14 protein-coding genes are annotated in these 15133 nt (G+C 72.9%); 10 read left to right on the forward strand and 4 right to left on the reverse strand.

The genetic code is table 11. The features are described from left to right. Positions 1-74: 74 nt before the first annotated feature. Positions 75-1559, forward strand: coding sequence for a tRNA (N6-isopentenyl adenosine(37)-C2)-methylthiotransferase MiaB (gene miaB, locus AMYTH_RS0139720; protein WP_027934896.1), 1485 nt, complete (start codon positions 75-77; stop codon positions 1557-1559). Continuing rightward, entirely contained in the window at positions 1556-2017 is a 462-nt protein-coding gene (locus tag AMYTH_RS0139725) for an Rv2732c family membrane protein (protein ID WP_027934897.1), read from the forward strand. The genes miaB and AMYTH_RS0139725 overlap by 4 nt, the downstream gene beginning before the upstream one ends. On the opposite strand, the gene AMYTH_RS48405 is transcribed toward AMYTH_RS0139725, so the two are convergent. Then, positions 1904-2902, reverse strand: coding sequence for a LysR family transcriptional regulator (locus AMYTH_RS48405; protein ID WP_084022771.1), 999 nt, complete (start codon positions 2900-2902; stop codon positions 1904-1906). The two genes, AMYTH_RS0139725 and AMYTH_RS48405, sit on opposite strands and share 114 nt — an antisense overlap. A gap of 820 nt (positions 2903-3722) precedes the next feature. Between AMYTH_RS48405 and AMYTH_RS0139735 the strand changes: the two genes are divergently transcribed. Then, a complete protein-coding gene (locus AMYTH_RS0139735) occupies positions 3723-4907 on the forward strand; it encodes an MFS transporter (RefSeq protein ID WP_228685156.1) in 1185 nt (394 codons plus the stop codon). A gap of 214 nt (positions 4908-5121) precedes the next feature. Here AMYTH_RS0139735 and AMYTH_RS0139745 read toward each other — a convergent pair whose 3' ends face one another. After that, positions 5122-5700 carry a TetR/AcrR family transcriptional regulator gene (locus AMYTH_RS0139745; protein ID WP_027934899.1) on the reverse strand — a complete coding sequence of 193 codons (579 nt, stop codon included), beginning with the start codon at positions 5698-5700 and terminating at the stop codon, positions 5122-5124. A gap of 62 nt (positions 5701-5762) precedes the next feature. Between AMYTH_RS0139745 and AMYTH_RS0139750 the strand changes: the two genes are divergently transcribed. Beyond that, on the forward strand, positions 5763-6767 hold the full coding sequence (locus AMYTH_RS0139750; RefSeq protein WP_027934900.1) for a hypothetical protein: 1005 nt from the start codon (positions 5763-5765) through the stop codon (positions 6765-6767). A gap of 71 nt (positions 6768-6838) precedes the next feature. Here AMYTH_RS0139750 and AMYTH_RS0139755 read toward each other — a convergent pair whose 3' ends face one another. Further along, positions 6839-8149 carry a DUF349 domain-containing protein gene (locus AMYTH_RS0139755; protein WP_020419597.1) on the reverse strand — a complete coding sequence of 437 codons (1311 nt, stop codon included), beginning with the start codon at positions 8147-8149 and terminating at the stop codon, positions 6839-6841. Between the two features lie 247 nt (positions 8150-8396). Between AMYTH_RS0139755 and AMYTH_RS0139760 the strand changes: the two genes are divergently transcribed. Genes AMYTH_RS0139760 through dapF form a run of 3 tightly spaced genes read left to right on the forward strand, consistent with a single transcriptional unit; the run spans position 8397 to position 10819 of the window. After that, positions 8397-9080 (forward strand): class III extradiol dioxygenase subunit B-like domain-containing protein, encoded by a 684-nt coding sequence (locus AMYTH_RS0139760; RefSeq protein WP_027934901.1) that lies wholly within the window; start codon positions 8397-8399, stop codon positions 9078-9080. Further along, positions 9077-9976: a tRNA (adenosine(37)-N6)-dimethylallyltransferase MiaA gene (gene miaA / locus AMYTH_RS0139765; RefSeq protein ID WP_027934902.1), complete on the forward strand. Its 900-nt coding sequence runs from the start codon at positions 9077-9079 to the stop codon at positions 9974-9976. The genes AMYTH_RS0139760 and miaA overlap by 4 nt, the downstream gene beginning before the upstream one ends. A gap of 9 nt (positions 9977-9985) precedes the next feature. Further along, on the forward strand, positions 9986-10819 hold the full coding sequence (gene dapF / locus AMYTH_RS0139770; protein WP_084022773.1) for a diaminopimelate epimerase: 834 nt from the start codon (positions 9986-9988) through the stop codon (positions 10817-10819). Here the strand turns inward: dapF and AMYTH_RS46525 are convergent. Further along, positions 10725-12044, reverse strand: coding sequence for an MFS transporter (locus AMYTH_RS46525; protein ID WP_037323044.1), 1320 nt, complete (start codon positions 12042-12044; stop codon positions 10725-10727). The two genes, dapF and AMYTH_RS46525, sit on opposite strands and share 95 nt — an antisense overlap. Before the next feature lie 103 nt (positions 12045-12147). Here AMYTH_RS46525 and AMYTH_RS0139780 point away from each other — a divergent pair, with 103 nt between their 5' ends. Genes AMYTH_RS0139780 through AMYTH_RS0139790 form a run of 3 tightly spaced genes read left to right on the forward strand, consistent with a single transcriptional unit; the run spans position 12148 to position 15119 of the window. Continuing rightward, positions 12148-12603, forward strand: coding sequence for an ArsR/SmtB family transcription factor (locus AMYTH_RS0139780; RefSeq protein WP_084022884.1), 456 nt, complete (start codon positions 12148-12150; stop codon positions 12601-12603). A gap of 43 nt (positions 12604-12646) precedes the next feature. Continuing rightward, positions 12647-14077: a GTPase HflX gene (gene hflX / locus AMYTH_RS0139785; RefSeq protein ID WP_027934905.1), complete on the forward strand. Its 1431-nt coding sequence runs from the start codon at positions 12647-12649 to the stop codon at positions 14075-14077. 19 nt (positions 14078-14096) lie between these two features. Then, positions 14097-15119 carry an SdiA-regulated/phytase-like domain-containing protein gene (locus AMYTH_RS0139790; RefSeq protein WP_410468328.1) on the forward strand — a complete coding sequence of 341 codons (1023 nt, stop codon included), beginning with the start codon at positions 14097-14099 and terminating at the stop codon, positions 15117-15119. Positions 15120-15133 lie beyond the last annotated feature (14 nt).

The raw sequence follows: 15133 nt of genomic DNA on the forward strand, positions 1-15133 counted from the left end.
CGCGAAGGCGGGCAACCCCGAAGAGTTACGCTGGTAGCCGTCATGGCTTGTCTTACCAGCGAACACGGTGCCCGATGAACGGTGGCAAAACCTACCAGATCCGCACGTTCGGCTGCCAGATGAACGTGCACGACTCCGAGCGGCTCGCGGGCCAGCTGGAGGAGGCGGGCTACGTTCCGGCGGGCGCGGACGACGCGCCCGACCTCGTCGTGTTCAACACGTGCGCGGTGCGCGAGAACGCGGACAACAAGCTCTACGGCACCCTCGGGCACCTGCGCCCGGCCAAGGACGCCAACCCGGACATGCAGATCGCCGTCGGCGGCTGCCTCGCCCAGAAGGACCGCGGCGAGATCGTCAAGCGCGCCCCGTGGGTGGACGTCGTGTTCGGCACCCACAACATCGGCGCCCTGCCGGTGCTGCTGGAACGCGCCCGGCACAACGCCGAGGCCGAGGTGGAGATCCTCGAGTCGCTGGAGACGTTTCCCTCGACGCTGCCCGCGCGGCGCGAGTCGGCCTACTCGGGCTGGGTCTCGATCTCCGTGGGCTGCAACAACACCTGCACCTTCTGCATCGTGCCGTCGCTGCGCGGCAAGGAGCGCGACCGGCGGCCCGGCGAGGTCCTGGCCGAGGTCGAGGCGCTCGTCGCCGAGGGCGTGCTGGAAGTGACGCTGCTCGGGCAGAACGTCAACTCCTACGGCGTCGAGTTCGGCGAGCGGGACGCCTTCTCCAAGCTGCTGCGCGCCTGCGGCGGCATCGACGGCCTGGAGCGGGTCCGCTTCACCTCGCCGCACCCGGCGGCGTTCACCGACGACGTCATCGACGCGATGGCCGAGACCCCGAACGTCTGCCCGCAGCTGCACATGCCGCTGCAGTCCGGTTCGGACCGCATCCTGCGCGAGATGCGCCGCTCCTACCGGTCCAGCCGGTTCCTGTCCATTCTGGACAAGGTGCGGGACCGGATCCCGGACGCGGCCATCACCACCGACATCATCGTCGGGTTCCCCGGCGAGACCGAGGAGGACTTCCAGGCCACGCTCGACGTCGTGCGCGAGGCCCGGTTCTCCAGCGCGTTCACCTTCCAGTACTCCAAGCGCCCCGGAACCCCCGCGGCCGAGCTGCCGGACCAGCTGCCCAAGCAGGTCGTGCAGGAGCGCTACGACCGGCTGGTCGAGCTGGTCAACGAGATCGCCTGGGACGAGAACAAGAAGCTGGTCGGGCGCAAGGTCGAGCTGCTGGTCGCCGAAGGCGAGGGCCGCAAGGACACCGAGACCCGGCGGATGAGCGGGCGCGCCCGCGACGGCAGGCTGGTGCACTTCACGCCGACCGGGTCCGCGATCGAGGGTTCGGTGCGGCCGGGTGACGTGGTCGAAACCGTGGTCACCTACGGCGCGCCGCACCACCTCGTCGCCGACGGCGACCTGCTGTCGCACCGGCGCACCCGCGCCGGTGACAACGTGGAGGCGGGCCGCCGGCCCAAGACCGACGGGGTCAGCCTCGGGCTGCCGTCGTTCGGCCGTCCGGCGCCCCAGCCGGTGACGACGGGCGGGTGCGGACTGTGAGCGAGAGCGACTACGACCGGCTGGGCACCGACGTCGACGAGGTCGTCACCAAGGCCTCCCGCACCGTCGAGCTGGGCCGGCGCGGGTTCGTCATCGCGGTGCTGGTGTTCGTGCTGCTGGTGGGGCAGCTGTTGCCGTGGGTCGGTCCGCACGTGGGCTGGCAGGTGCTGCTCGGGCAGGGCGGCGGCATCCCGCAGCTGTTCGCGGTCACGTCCACGGTGATCGGCGTGCTGGCCTCCGCGCTGACGCTGATGACGCGCCGCTGGTGGCTGTCGTGGGTGTGCGCGATGGGCGGCTGGTTCGCCTCCGTCGACGGGCTGCTGGCGATCTGGTCGCAGCAGTCGTCAGTCGCCAACGGCGCCACCGGGCGCGGTCCCGGCATCGGCATGGTGATCGCGCTGGTCGCGATCATCCTGCTGGCCGCCCAGTGGATGCGCACCGCCTGGTCCCGCACCTGAGGCGAACCGCGGGGCCAGCGACCGGGCGAGGCCGCGGAACAGCTGCACGTGCGGGTCGCGGTCGCCGGTGCGGGTGGCGAGCACGCTGTGGTCCCACGGCGCGTCCACGACCGGCACGCACACGGTGCCGGGCCAGCGGTAGAAGCGCGCGAACGAGCTGAGCGCCGAACCGGCGCCCCGCCCTGCCGCGACGCTCATCAGCACCTCCTGCGGGGTGACCGCGTGGTCCGGTCCCGGGCGCGGCGCCTCGCCGCCGCGGGCCTCGGTGAAGTACAGGTAGTCCGTGAACGGCCGCGGTGTGTGCGGCGGCAGCGCGACGAACGGCAGGTCCAACACGTCCGCGAGGCGCAGCTCGCCGGCCGCGGCCAGCTCGGAGTGCGCCGGGATGACGACGATGCGGGCCTCCGTGGTGAGCACGTCGACCGTGACCCGCTCGTCGGTGACCGCCGGCCGCACGAAGGCCACATCGACGCGGTGTTCGAGCAGCGCGCTGGTGTGCTCGGTGAAGGTGAGGGCCTCCAGGGTGAGGCGCACCTGCGGCCGCAGGTGGCGGAAGGCGCTGATGACGGCCGGGGTCAGCTCGGCCGAGCCGTGGCCCATGACGCCGACGCGCAGGGTGTCGTCGGAGTGCTCGGCGAGGTCCGCCATGTCGGTGATGGCGGCGTTGGCCGCGTCGACCAGGCCGCGGGCGTGGCCGAGGAAGCGGTGCCCGGCCGGGGTGAGCCGCACCGGGGCGCGCTCGAACAGCGGCACGCCCAGCTCGCGCTCGAGCTGCTGGACGTGGGCGGTCACGGCCGGCGGGGAGAGGAAAAGGCGCGCCGCGGCCCGGCCGAAGTGCCCTTCTTCGGCCACCGCCAGAAACGAGGCAAGGCGGCGCAGATCCACGCCCTGACGGTAAGCCCGCCACGCGAGGTACGCCAAGGTGATCTACCACCCGCGCCTGCCGCCCCCAGACTCCGACGGGCGCCGCCGGGAGCTGCCCGCCCGGAGGAACGCACTGGCTCTCGAACGGCGCACATAATGCGCGAACAGCGGGCACAACACGCGCGGCGGCTACCGCTGCCGCCCGCGGCGGCGCGCTGCCTGCAGCGACGCGCAGGCTGTGGACGGCCACCATCGCCCGTGGCGACCACCGCTGCTGCCGACGTTGGCCGCCGCCTGTGGCAGCGATCGCGCTGCGCGCAGCGACGCGCCGGTTGCGGTAGCTATCGCGCGACCCGCAGCGGCTACCGCTGCCGCCTGCGTTGGCCGCTGCCCATGGCCACGCGCTGGCCGCGGCCACGTGCCGGCTGCGGCACAACCGCGCTGCCCGCGGCGGCTGCCGCTGCCTGTGGCGGCGATCCCGGTGTGCGCAGTGACACGCCGGTTGCGGCAGGCTGCCGCCTGCGTTGGCCGCCGCTGCCCGTGGCCACGCGCTGTCTGCGGCCACGTGCCGGCTGCGGCACAACCGTGCTGCCCGCGGCGGCCGCCGCTGCTTGTGGCAGCGACTGCGCTGTCCGCAGCTTCCGCTGCTGCCCGCCGCGGCTTGCGGCAGCTGCCGCGCTGACCGCAGCAGCCACCACTGCCGCCCGCCGCGGCCTGCGGCAGCGCGCCGTGTCCGCGCCGTCCGCCGCAGCCACCAGCCCGCCCGGCCACGCCCCGCACAGCCGTTCGGGAATCGTGAACGATCCGGTTTCCACAACTCCGCGCGGGTTAGAACCGGGGTATGACGGAGTGTGCCCTGCTGCCCGCGACCCGGCGGGCCTGGCCGCGGGCCGCCTGGTTGATCACCGCCGTGGGGTGGGGCGCCAACCAGTTCTCGCCGCTGCTCGGGGCCTACCGGCGCGAGATGGGCCTCTCCGCGGCGACCGTGACCGGGCTCTTCGCGATCTACGTCCTCGGCCTGGTGCCCGGCCTGCTACTCGGCGGCCCGGGCGCGGACCGCTACGGTCGACGGCCCGTGGTGCTCGGCGCGGTCGTCCTCTCGGCGCTCGCGACCGGGGCGCTTCTGCTCGGCGAAATGGGTGTGCCGTGGTTGGGGGTGGGGCGCTTCGCCTCGGGGTTCGCCATGGGGGCGGTCCTCGCGGCGGGCAGTGCCTGGGTGAAGGAGCTGTCGCACCCGCCGCACGACGACACAGCCGAGGGGACCGGCGCGCGCCGGGCGAGTCTGTTCCTCTCCGCCGGCTTCGGGATCGGCGGGCTGGTCGCCGCGCTGATCGCGCAGTGGGCGCCGCTGGACGTCGCCTACCTGCCGCACTTCGTGTTGTCCGCGGTCGCGCTCGTCGCGGCGCTCAAGGTGCCGGAGACCGCGCCCCGCGCACAGCCCGGCAAGCGCGTGACCGGCATCCGCGACCCGCGCTTCCGGCGCATGGTCGTCCCGGTCGCGCCGTGGGTCTTCGCCGCGCCCGCGACCGGGTTCGCCGTGCTGCCGTCACTGGTGGAGTCGCGCCTCGGCGACGTCGAGACGGTCTTCGCGGGCGCCGCGATAGCCGTCGTGCTGGGGGCCGGGCTGCTGATCCAGCCGGTCGGCAGGCGCCTCGCCGCACGCGCGATCCTGCTGCCCGCGCTGATCGGGCTCGCCGCGGTCGGCACCGGGATGCTCCTCGGCCTCGCCGCGGCCGTGTCCGCGCAACCCGCCGTCGCGTTGCTGGCCGACGCGGCACTTGGCTGCGGGTACGGGCTGTGCGTGACCTTCGGCCTCACCGAGATCGCGCGCATCGCCCCGCCCGCGGGCCTGGCCCGGCTGGCCTCCGTGTGGTGGGCGCTCACCTACGTCGGGTTCTGCGCGCCGTACGTGTTCGCGCTGCTCACGCAGGTCACGACACCACCGGTGATCCTCGGGTCCGCGGCGGCGCTGGCGTTCCTGACCGGCGCGGGCGTGGCGCTGCGGCACCGGACAGCGCCATCATGACCGGGTGGACATCGCCGTCGAGCTGCGGGCGATGGACGGCCCCGCGGACTTCCGCGCCGGGTGGGTCACCCTCGAATCGCTGCGGGCGGACACCGTCGCCCGCGCCCGGCTACCCCGAGGAGCCGCAGCCGGTGGGGAAGTGCCTGCGCGTGGTGATGAACGAGGAGTGCGAGCACCGCCGGTACGCCGTGCGCGACCTTGCGGTGCTGGAGGGTCACTTCGACCGCACCAGCGGCAGGTAGACCTCGTCGACGATCTCGACCAACACTTCGTCTGGCGCGGTGGGCACGCCCCGCACGACGAACTCGTTGCGCAGCAACACGATCGCCACCGTGGCGACGCGGTGGTTCAGCGCGGCCGGTGACACCTCCCCGCGTTCGGCAGCGCGTTCCAGGATGGTCAGCCACGGCGCGGCCGCCCCCTCGGCGGGGTCCTGCAGTTGCCCCAGGAGTTCCGAGGCGCCCCCGGCCGCGGCGATCAGCTCGCGCAGGATCGCGCCGAGCGGGGAGCTCCAGTGCCGGTTGGCGCCACGCAGCAGGGCGAGGGCGTCGTCGCGGAGGTTGCCGGTGTCCGGCACCGGCACCGATCTCGTGAGCCGCTGGTAGGCGGCAACTCCGAGAGCGAGCCGGTTCGGCCAGCGGCGGTACAGGGCGTTCTTGTTGGTGCCCGCGCGCGCGGCGACCTTGTCCATGGTCAGCGCGGCGAACCCGGACTCGGTCAGTTCGTCCGCCGCCGCCTGGAGGATCGCGTCCTCCAGTGCGGCTCCCCGCCTGCGGGTCCGGGACGGCTCCATGGGTACGCACGGTACCTTATCTCTGCTAAGGTACGGCCAGTACCCTATTTGAGGAGATGGACATGCGAGCCAAGGGCATCAGCTATGACACCGGCTTCGTCCAGAACGGGAAGTTCTCCCGGAAGCGGTTCGATCCGGAGGTGGTCGAGCGCGAGCTGCGGGTCATCCGCGACGACCTGCACTGCAACGCGGTGCGGATCATGGGCGGCGATCCGGAGCGGCTGGAGGTGGCCGCCACCCGCGCGGCCGAGCTGGGGCTGGAGGTCTGGTTCTCGCCGTACCCGCTGGAGCTGACCGAGGAGGAGACGCTGAAGCTGTTCGCGGACTGCGCCGAGCGGGCCGAGCGGATCAGACGGCGGGGCGCCGAGGTCGTGTTCGTGGCCGGGGCCGAGCTGAGCCTGATGAACAAGGGTTTCCTGCCCGGCGACGGCATCCGGCAGCGGATCGCGTTCCTGATGGACAACCGCGAGCGCATCCCCGAACTCGGCTCCCGGGTCGGTGACTTCCTCGCCAAGGCGGTCGCCGTCGTGCGGGAGCGGTTCGGTGGCCAGGTGACCTACGCGTCCGTGCAGCTGGAGCGCGTCGACTGGACGCTGTTTGACTTCGTCTCGGTGGATCTGTACCGGACGGCCGCGATCGCCGACCGCTTCGCCGACGGGGTCCGGGCCCTCGTCGAGCAGGGCAAGCCCGTCGCGATCACCGAGTTCGGCGCCGCGACCTACCGCGGCGCGGGCGATCTGGGGGCGAGCGCGCTGGACGCCGTCGAGTACGACGAGGACCGCGGCCCGGTCCGGCTGAACGGCGAGTACGAGCGCGACGAGGAGGGGCAGGCCGCGTACGTGCGCGAACTGCTGGAGACGTTCGACTCCGCGGGCGTGGACAGCGCGTTCGTGTTCACCTTCGCGTTGTACGACCACGTGCACCGCCCTGGCGGCGACCCGCGGGACGACCTGGACCTGGCCAGCTACGGGGTGGTGAAGGTCTTCGAGGACCGCGACGGGCAGGAGCTGCCGTGGGAGCCGAAGGCCGCGTTCACGGCGATCGGCGAGTACTACCGGGACCACTGAACGACGGCGGCCCCTCCCCGCACCGGGAAGGGGCCGCCACTCGAACCGAAGACCTCAGCGAATCGAAGACCTCAGCGGTCCGCGACCGCCTGCTCCGCCGCCTGCATCCACTCGCGCCATTGCGCCGCCTGCTCCTCGGCCTTCTTGGCGCGCCGCTCGTCGCCGGCGGCGCGGGCCTTCGCGGCCTGCGCCTCGAACTGCTCGACCCGCTCGCGGAACTGCGCGGCCCGCGCCTGCGCCTCCGGGTCGCTGCGGCGCCACTGGCTGTCCTCGACCTCGCGGATCCGGTCCTGGACCGCCTTGAGCCTGCCGTCCAGCTCGCGGATCCGTTCCCGCGGCACCTTGCCGATCTCGTCCCACTGCTCCTGGATCCGCCGCAGCTGCGCCTTCGCCGCGTCGAGGTTGGCGCCCGGGTCGATCTTCTCGGCCTCGGCGAGCAGCTCCTCCTTGCGCGTGGCGTTCGCGGCGAACTCGGCGTCCCGCTCGGAGAACGTCGCGGAGCGGCGGGAGAAGAACGCGTCCTGCGCGGCGCGGAAGCGCTGCCACAACGCGTCGTCGGCCTCCTTGGGCGCCCGGCCCGCCGCCTTCCACTCCGTCATGAGCTCCTTGTAGCGCCCGGCCGTCGGGCCCCAGTCGGTCGAGTCGGCGAGCGCCTCGGCCTCCGCGATCAGCTCCTCCTTGCGGGCCTTCGCGGCCGCGCGCTGCTTGTCCAGCTCGGCGAAGTGCGAGCCGCGGCGACGGTTGAACGCCTCCCGCGCCTTGGAGAAGCGCTTCCAGAGCTCGTCGTCGGTCTTGCGGTCGACGCCCTTGATCGTCTTCCACTCGTCGAGGATCGCGCGCAGCCGGTCGCCAGCGGCCTTCCACTGCACCGACTCGGCGGCGATCTTCTCGGCCTCCTCGGCCAGCGCCTGCTTGCGCCCGACCGCGGCCGCGCGGGCCTCCTCGCGCTCCTGCTTCGCCGCCGCCAGCGCGGTTTCGGCGTGCGCGACGATCTGGTCGATCCGCGCCGACAGCGCCGCGAGGTCGCCGACCACGGCCGCCGTCGGCAGGCTTTCCCGCAGCTGCGTCGCGGTGGCGAGCGCGTGCTTCGGGTCGCCCGCGCCGGACGACAGCCGGGTGCCGAGCAGTTCGACCTCGGTGCGCAGGTCGTCGAAGCGCCGCGCGTAGTGCAGCAGCCCCTCCTCCGGCGAGCCGGCCTGCCACACGCCGACGGCGCGTTCCCCGTCCGCGGTCCGGACGTAGACGTTGCCCTCGTCGTCCACCCGGCCCCAGCGGGAGGGGTGCGGCTCGGCCGGCGGGACCGGCGCGCCGTGGCCGGCGGCGGGCGTGTGGCCGTGGGGCACCTGGTGGGGTGCCGGGGTGCCGGTGTTCTCGTCGGACATCGCAGGCTCCTTATCGCCTGTCGGCCCGCCTCGTGGCGGGCGCCCCGCTGGCGGGCGGGGCCGGGTCATGCGGGTCTCGTTCCCTCTGGCCGCATTCAAGCAGTTCAGCGCCGCTCGTGGTACTCGGTTGGGGGGTCGGAGCGGGTGATTCTACTTCCGGGCCACGTGGGATCGCTGTGATCGTCGATCTCGCTGCTCTCCGTGGTCGTGGGTTGCCCGAGCGTGGCTGCCGGTAACCTCGACGGGTGTGATCGTGCAAGCCGTGGTGGTACCGCAGCCCCCGCTGCTCGTGCCGGCGCTGTCCCCGGGGGCGAACGCCGAGCTGGAGGCGTTGCGCGCGGCCTGCCGCGCCGCCGTGGGGCGCCTCGCCGCCGTGACCCCGGAGTGGGTCGCGGTGGGCGCCGGCGACCACGAACGGGTCATCGAGCCCGACACGTCCGGGTCGTTCCGCGGATACGGAGCCGACGTTCCGGTCTCGTTGAGCGCGGCGCCCGCGTCCCCGGCCGAACTCCCGCTGCCCGCCCTCGTCGCGGGCTGGCTGCGGGAGCAGGCGGGCGCGGATTCGGTGCGGGTGCACCTCGTGGACGGCGATCCGGCCGAGTGCGAGCGCCTCGGCAAGCTCCTCGCCAACGGCGACCGAACCGGCCTGCTCGTGCTCGGCGACGGCTCCAACCGGCACGGCCCCAAGTCCCCGGGCGGTGAGGACGAGCGCGCCCCCGCCTTCGACGAGGCGGTCGCCCGCGCGCTCGCCACCGCCGACACGGCCGCGCTGCGGGCGCTCGATCCCGGGCTGGCCGCCGAACTGGGCGCGGGCGGCCGCGCGCCGTGGCAGGTGCTGGCGGGCGCCGGCGACGACTGGCGCGCCGAACTGCTCTACTCCGCGGCGCCGTTCGGCGTCGGCTACCACGTCGCGGTGTGGGAGCGCGGGTGAACCCGATCGCCGTCGTCGGCCCCACCGCCACCGGCAAGTCCGAACTCGCCATCACGATCGCGCGCGCGGTCGGCGGCGAGGTGGTCAACGCCGACGCCCTGCAGCTCTACCGCGGCATGGACATCGGTACCGCCAAGGTCTCGGCGGCGGAACGCCGCGGCGTGCCGCACCACCTGCTCGACGTCCTCGACGTCACCGAGACCGCCTCCGTCGCCGCCTACCAGCGCGACGCCCGCGCCGTCATCGAGCGCCTGCTGGCCGAGGGCAAGGTGCCCGTGCTGACCGGCGGTTCCGGCCTCTACGTGCAGGCCGTCCTTGACGACCTCCGCTTCCCGGGCACCGACCCGGCCGTGCGGGCGCGGCTGGAGGCCGAGGCCGCCGAAGTCGGCGCCGCGGCCCTGCACAGCCGCCTCACCACGCTCGATCCGGCCGCGGCCACCGCGATCCTGCCGACCAACACGCGCCGGATCGTCCGCGCGCTGGAGGTCATCGAGATCACCGGACAACCGTTCTCCGCCAACATGCCGCGTCCCGGCCCCGCTCGGTACGGCACCGTGATGATCGGGATCGACCGGGACACCGAGGACCTCGACCGGCGCGTGGAGCTGCGCGTGGACCGCATGTTCGCGGCCGGCCTCGTCGACGAGGTGCGATCGCTGGTGGAGCGCGGGCTCCGGGAGGGCAAGACGGCCTCCCGCGCGCTGGGCTACCAGCAGGTGCTCGCCGAACTGGACGGCGACGGGGACTTCGCCGCCGCGGCCGAGGCGACGAAGCAGGCGACGCGCCGATTCGTTCGCAGGCAACGATCCTGGTTCCGCCGGGACGCGCGGATCCGGTGGTTCGACGGAGCCGATCTTGACGTGGCCGAGCGGGTGCTCTCCGTTGTGGCCCAGTAGTCTGATCGTGTGGTTATCGAGTTCCTCAAGGGGCATGGCACCCAGAACGACTTCGTGGTGCTCCCCGACCCCGACGCCCGGCTGGACCTGACGGCGAGCCGGGTCGCCGCGCTGTGTGACCGGCAGCGCGGGCTCGGTGCCGACGGTGTCCTCCGCGTGGTGCGCAAGGAGGCTCTGGACCTGCCCGCCGCGGCCGATTCGGCGGGGGAGTGGTTCATGGACTACCGCAACGCCGACGGGTCGATCGCCGAGATGTGCGGCAACGGGACGCGGGTGTTCGCGCGGTACCTCGTCGAAGCGGGACTGGTGTCCGGGCGCGAGTTCGTGATCGGCACCCGCGCGGGCGACCGGCCGGTGGTGGTGCACCCGGACCTGTCGGTGACCGTGCAGATGGGGCCGGCCGCGATCACCGGCGCCTCGGTCGCCATCGTGGACGGGCACAACTTCTCCGGTGTCGCGGTGAACGTGGGCAACCCGCACCTGGTGTCCATTGTGGACGACGACATCGACGAGCTGGACCTGACCCGCGCGCCCCGCTACGACAGCGACTTCTTCCCCGACGGCGTCAACCTGGAGTTCGTCAACCCGCTCGGCGAGCAGCGCCTGAAGATGCGGGTGTACGAACGGGGAGTCGGCGAGACCCGCGCGTGCGGCACCGGCACGGTGGCCGCGGTCGCGGCCGCGCTGCACCTGGCGGGCACCGACACCGGGAAGTCCGCTGTGGACATCCCCGGCGGCCGGGTCGAGGTCACCGTGGAGCGGGGGGCGTCGACGCTGACGGGCCCGGCGGAGTTCGTGGCGCGGGGCCAGCTGGATCCGCAGTGGTGGGAGCGGGCGGGCTGACCGGCAGGTCGCGCATCCGCCGCAACGGGGACAGCAGCACCGGCAGCATCGTCACCGCCATGAGCGCGCACCCGGTCCACACGGTGGACCGGACGCCGATCAGCTCGCCGAGCGCGCCGCCTGCCAGTCCGCCGAGCGGCATGGTGCCCCACACCACGAACCGCACGGTCGCGTTCATCCGGCCCATCAGCCGGTCCGGGCAGATCGCCTGCCGGTAGCTGACCTGCGCGACGTTGTAGACCACGATGCCGTAGCCGCTGGCCACCATCCCCAGCACGCCCAGCGCCACCGACCAGCCCGGCTGGGACAGCGGCAGCAGCAACTGGAGCGGCCAGGTGGTCATCGGCACCAGCCAGATGGCCCTGGCCTGCCCGATCACCCTGGTCCAGAACCCGGCGGTGAGCGCGCCCAGGATGCCGCCGCCGCTGGCGACCGCGAGCACCAGGCCGACGCCGGACGGGCTCAACCCGAGGTCCCTGGTGAGGAACAGGACCTGCATCGAGATCACGATCGTGCCGGCGAAGTTGCCGCTCGCGGTGCACAGCACGATCGCGCGCAACGCCGGATTGCCGAACACGAACCGCAGGCCCTCGGCGATCTGCGCGCGCAGCGGCGTGCCGTCGTGTGGTTCCGGCTCCGGTTCGGGCGTCCGGATGCGCAGCAGGAACAGCCCGGACGCGACGTAGCCCGCCCCGGTCGCGAGCACCGCGTTGGCCGCGCCGAACAACTGGGTCAGCCCGCCGCCGAGCCCCGGCCCGACCACCTGCGCGACCGACTGGCTGGCCTGCAGCTTCGCGTTGCCCTCCACCAGGTGCTCACGCCCGACCAGGGACGGCAGGTAGGACTGGTAGGCGACGTCGAAGAACACCGTCCCGACGCTGACCAGCAACGCCACCACGACCAGCTGGGCCAGCGTCAGCCGGCCTGCCCACCACGCCAGCGGGATCGTCAGCAGCAGCGCGGCGCGGGCGAAGTCGGCGCGCAGCATCAGCGGACGCCGTTTCATCCGGTCCACCCACACCCCGGCCGGCAGCCCGATCAGCAGGAACGCGGCGTTCTCGGCCGCGGTGAGCAGGCCCATCTCGCCGGGCGTCGCGGACAGCACGGTCGCGGCCAGCAGCGGCAAGACGGTAATTCCCACGAACGTGCCCGCCTGGCTGACCGTGTCGCCCGCCCACAGCAGCCGGAACCCCGAGTGGAACCAGAGCGAGTCTCGTCGTGGCACACCAACAGAGTGACGCAGTGATTGGAATCCGTCAATCACTTCGCCCGACTACGCTGGGGCGGTGCGAGACCGCCGCCCCCCGAGTGAGGCCGAGGCAGCCGCCCTGGCCTCGGGAATACGCCTGCGCATCATCCGGTTGACCTATGCGGAGGCGTTGACGAACAAGGAAATCGCGCAGCGCCTGGGGCGGGACCCGGCGACCACGTTGCACCACGTGCGCAAGCTGGTCGACACCGGTTTTCTGGCCCCGCAGCCCGCCCGCAGGGGCAATCGCGGCGCGAAGGAGATCCCGTACCTGTCGACCGGCAAGTCCTGGGAGCTGTCCGGGGAGGACGACGGGGCGTTGTCCGAGGCCATGCTGGAGGCCTACCTGTCCGAGATCGCCGAGCTCGACCGCGGCGAGCTGGACCAGTCCCGGCTGGTGGTCCGGGTCGACGCCGAGGCCAGGCGCGAGTTCGAACAGCGGCTGCTGAGCCTGCTGGACGAGTTCCGCGACCGCTCGACCCCGGAGGGCGCCGAGCAGTTCGCGATCTACGTGGCGGTGTACCCGAGCCGCTAAAGGATTCGGACAATCCCGCGAATCGTGGGACCATGGAAGGACGATGACAGAACTGACCTACACAGACCTCGTGGAAGACCCGTCGACCGGCGACCTGGAACTGTCCGAGCGCGCATCCCTGCGCCGCGTCGCGGGCCTGTCGACCGAACTGTCGGACATCACCGAGGTCGAGTACCGGAAACTCCGCCTCGAGCGCGTGGTCCTGGTCGGTGTGTGGACCGAGGGCACCGCGGAGCAGTCCGAGGCTTCGCTAGCCGAACTCGCACGCCTGGCCGAGACCGCCGGTTCCGAAGTGCTCGAAGGTCTCGTGCAGCGCCGCTCCAAGCCCGACCCGGCCACCTACATCGGCTCGGGCAAGGTGCGCGAGCTGTTCGACATCGTCGTCGCCACCGGGGCCGACACGGTCATCTGCGACGGTGAGCTCTCGCCCGGCCAGCTGCGCCAGCTGGAGGAGCGGCTCAAGGTCAAGGTGATCGACCGGACCGCGCTGATCCTCGACATCTTCGCCCAGCACGCGCGCTCGCGTGAAGGCAAGGCGCAGGTCGAGCTGGCCCAGCTGCAGTACCTCATCCCGCGGCTGCGGGGCTGGGGTGAGTCGCTGTCCCGGCAGGCCGGTGGCCGCGCCGGTGGCGCGAACGGCGGTGTGGGCCTGCGTGGTCCCGGTGAGACCAAGCTGGAGACCGACCGGCGGCGCATCAACAAGCGCGTGGCGAAGCTGCGCCGCGAGATCGCCGCGATGGACACCATCCGGGCGACCAAGCGGGGCCGCCGCGTGGCCAACGAGGTGCCCAGCGTCGCGATCGTCGGCTACACCAACGCGGGCAAGTCGAGCCTGCTCAACGCCATCACCGGGGCCGGTGTGCTGGTGGAGAACGCGCTGTTCGCCACCCTGGACCCGACGACCCGGCGGGCGGCCACCCCGGACGGGCGCACGTTCACCCTGACCGACACGGTCGGGTTCGTGCGGCACCTGCCGCACCAGCTGGTCGACGCGTTCCGCTCGACGCTGGACGAGACGGCCGACGCGGACCTGCTGCTGCACGTCGTGGACGGGTCCGACCCGGCCCCGGAGGAGCAGGTCAACGCCGTGCGCCAGGTGCTCGCCGAGATCACCAAGAGCCACGAGAGCCCGCTGCCGCCGGAGCTGATCGTGATCAACAAGGCGGACGCGGCCGACGAGCTGTCGCTGGTCCGCCTCCGGCACCTGCTGCCGGGCGCGATCGTGGTGTCGGCCAAGACCGGCGAGGGTGTCCCGGAACTGCTCGAGGCGCTGGCCGAGCGGCTGCCGCGGCCCGACGTGGTCGTGGACGCGCTCGTGCCGTACACCCGCGGTGAGCTGGTGGCGCGCGTGCACTCCGAGGGTGAGGTCCTCACCGAGGAGCACCTTGCGGAGGGCACCCGCCTGAGCGCCCGGGTTCGCCCGGACGTGGCATCCGCGCTGGAGGCCTACGCCGTGAACGGATCACCGGCCTGAAATCGGTACCGTGGCTCTGGTGAGCCTCGGTAGAGCTGCGCTGGCGCCGGTCCTGTCGGTCCTTGTCTTGCTGGGGCTGGCCGGGCCGGCGCACGCGGCGCAGGCCCCGGAACCGGTGTGCTCGGTGACGGACAAGCGGCTCGGCGAGCTGTCCGGCCTGGTGAGCGACGGCTCGCGGTGGTACGCGATCAACGACGGCGGCACCAAGGTGCAGATCTTCGTGCTGGGCCGCGACTGCGCCGTGCAGCGGATCATCTCTGGCTCGACCGACCCGTACGACGTCGAGGACCTCGCCCGTGCCGCGGACGGCACGTTCTGGCTCGCCGACACCGGCGACAACCGCAAACAACGCGAGACCATCGCCCTGCTGGCCGTCACGCCGCAGGGCAAGGTGACGCTGCACCGCCTGACCTACCCCGACGGTCCGCACGACGCGGAGGCGCTGCTGCTCGACGCGTCGGGAACGCCGTACCTGGTCACGAAGAACCCGCTGGGGGAGGCGGGGATCTACCGGCCGGCGAAGGCGCTGGCCAGCCCTGGCCCGACGCCGCTGGAGCGGGTCGGGTCGATCGACATCAAGTCCACGGACACCCCGGGCGGACCGGTCGCGGGGTTCGGCTCCGTGCTGGTCACCGGTGGCGCCGTGAGCGCGGACGGCAAGGTCGTCGCGCTGCGGACCTACACCGACGCCTACCTGTTCCCGGCCCCCGACCGGGACGTGGCCGCCGCGCTGCAGCGCGAGCCGGTGCGCGTGCCGCTGCCCGACGAGCAGCAGGGGGAGGCGATCGCCTTCGACCCGGACGGCACCCTGTTGTCGGCGTCCGAGGGGGTCGGCCCGATCCGCGCGGTGCGCGGGGCGGCGGCCCTGGTGGCGGACAGCGCCGAGGAGGAGGGCGGCCAGTCCGCGGGCTCCGGCGGGGAGGCCGCCGGCGGGGCGTCCGGCCAGGGCGGCGTGGACACGGTGCCCGGCCTGTTGCTGGCCGTCGTCGTCGCGGGCGGCGTGGTGTTCGCCTGGACGAAGTTGCGGAAGCGGTCCGGCTGATCGTTTCGAACGGC

Origin of the sequence: Amycolatopsis thermoflava N1165 (assembly GCF_000473265.1) — a bacterium.
Taxonomy (GTDB): Bacteria; Actinomycetota; Actinomycetes; order Mycobacteriales; family Pseudonocardiaceae; genus Amycolatopsis_E; species Amycolatopsis_E thermoflava.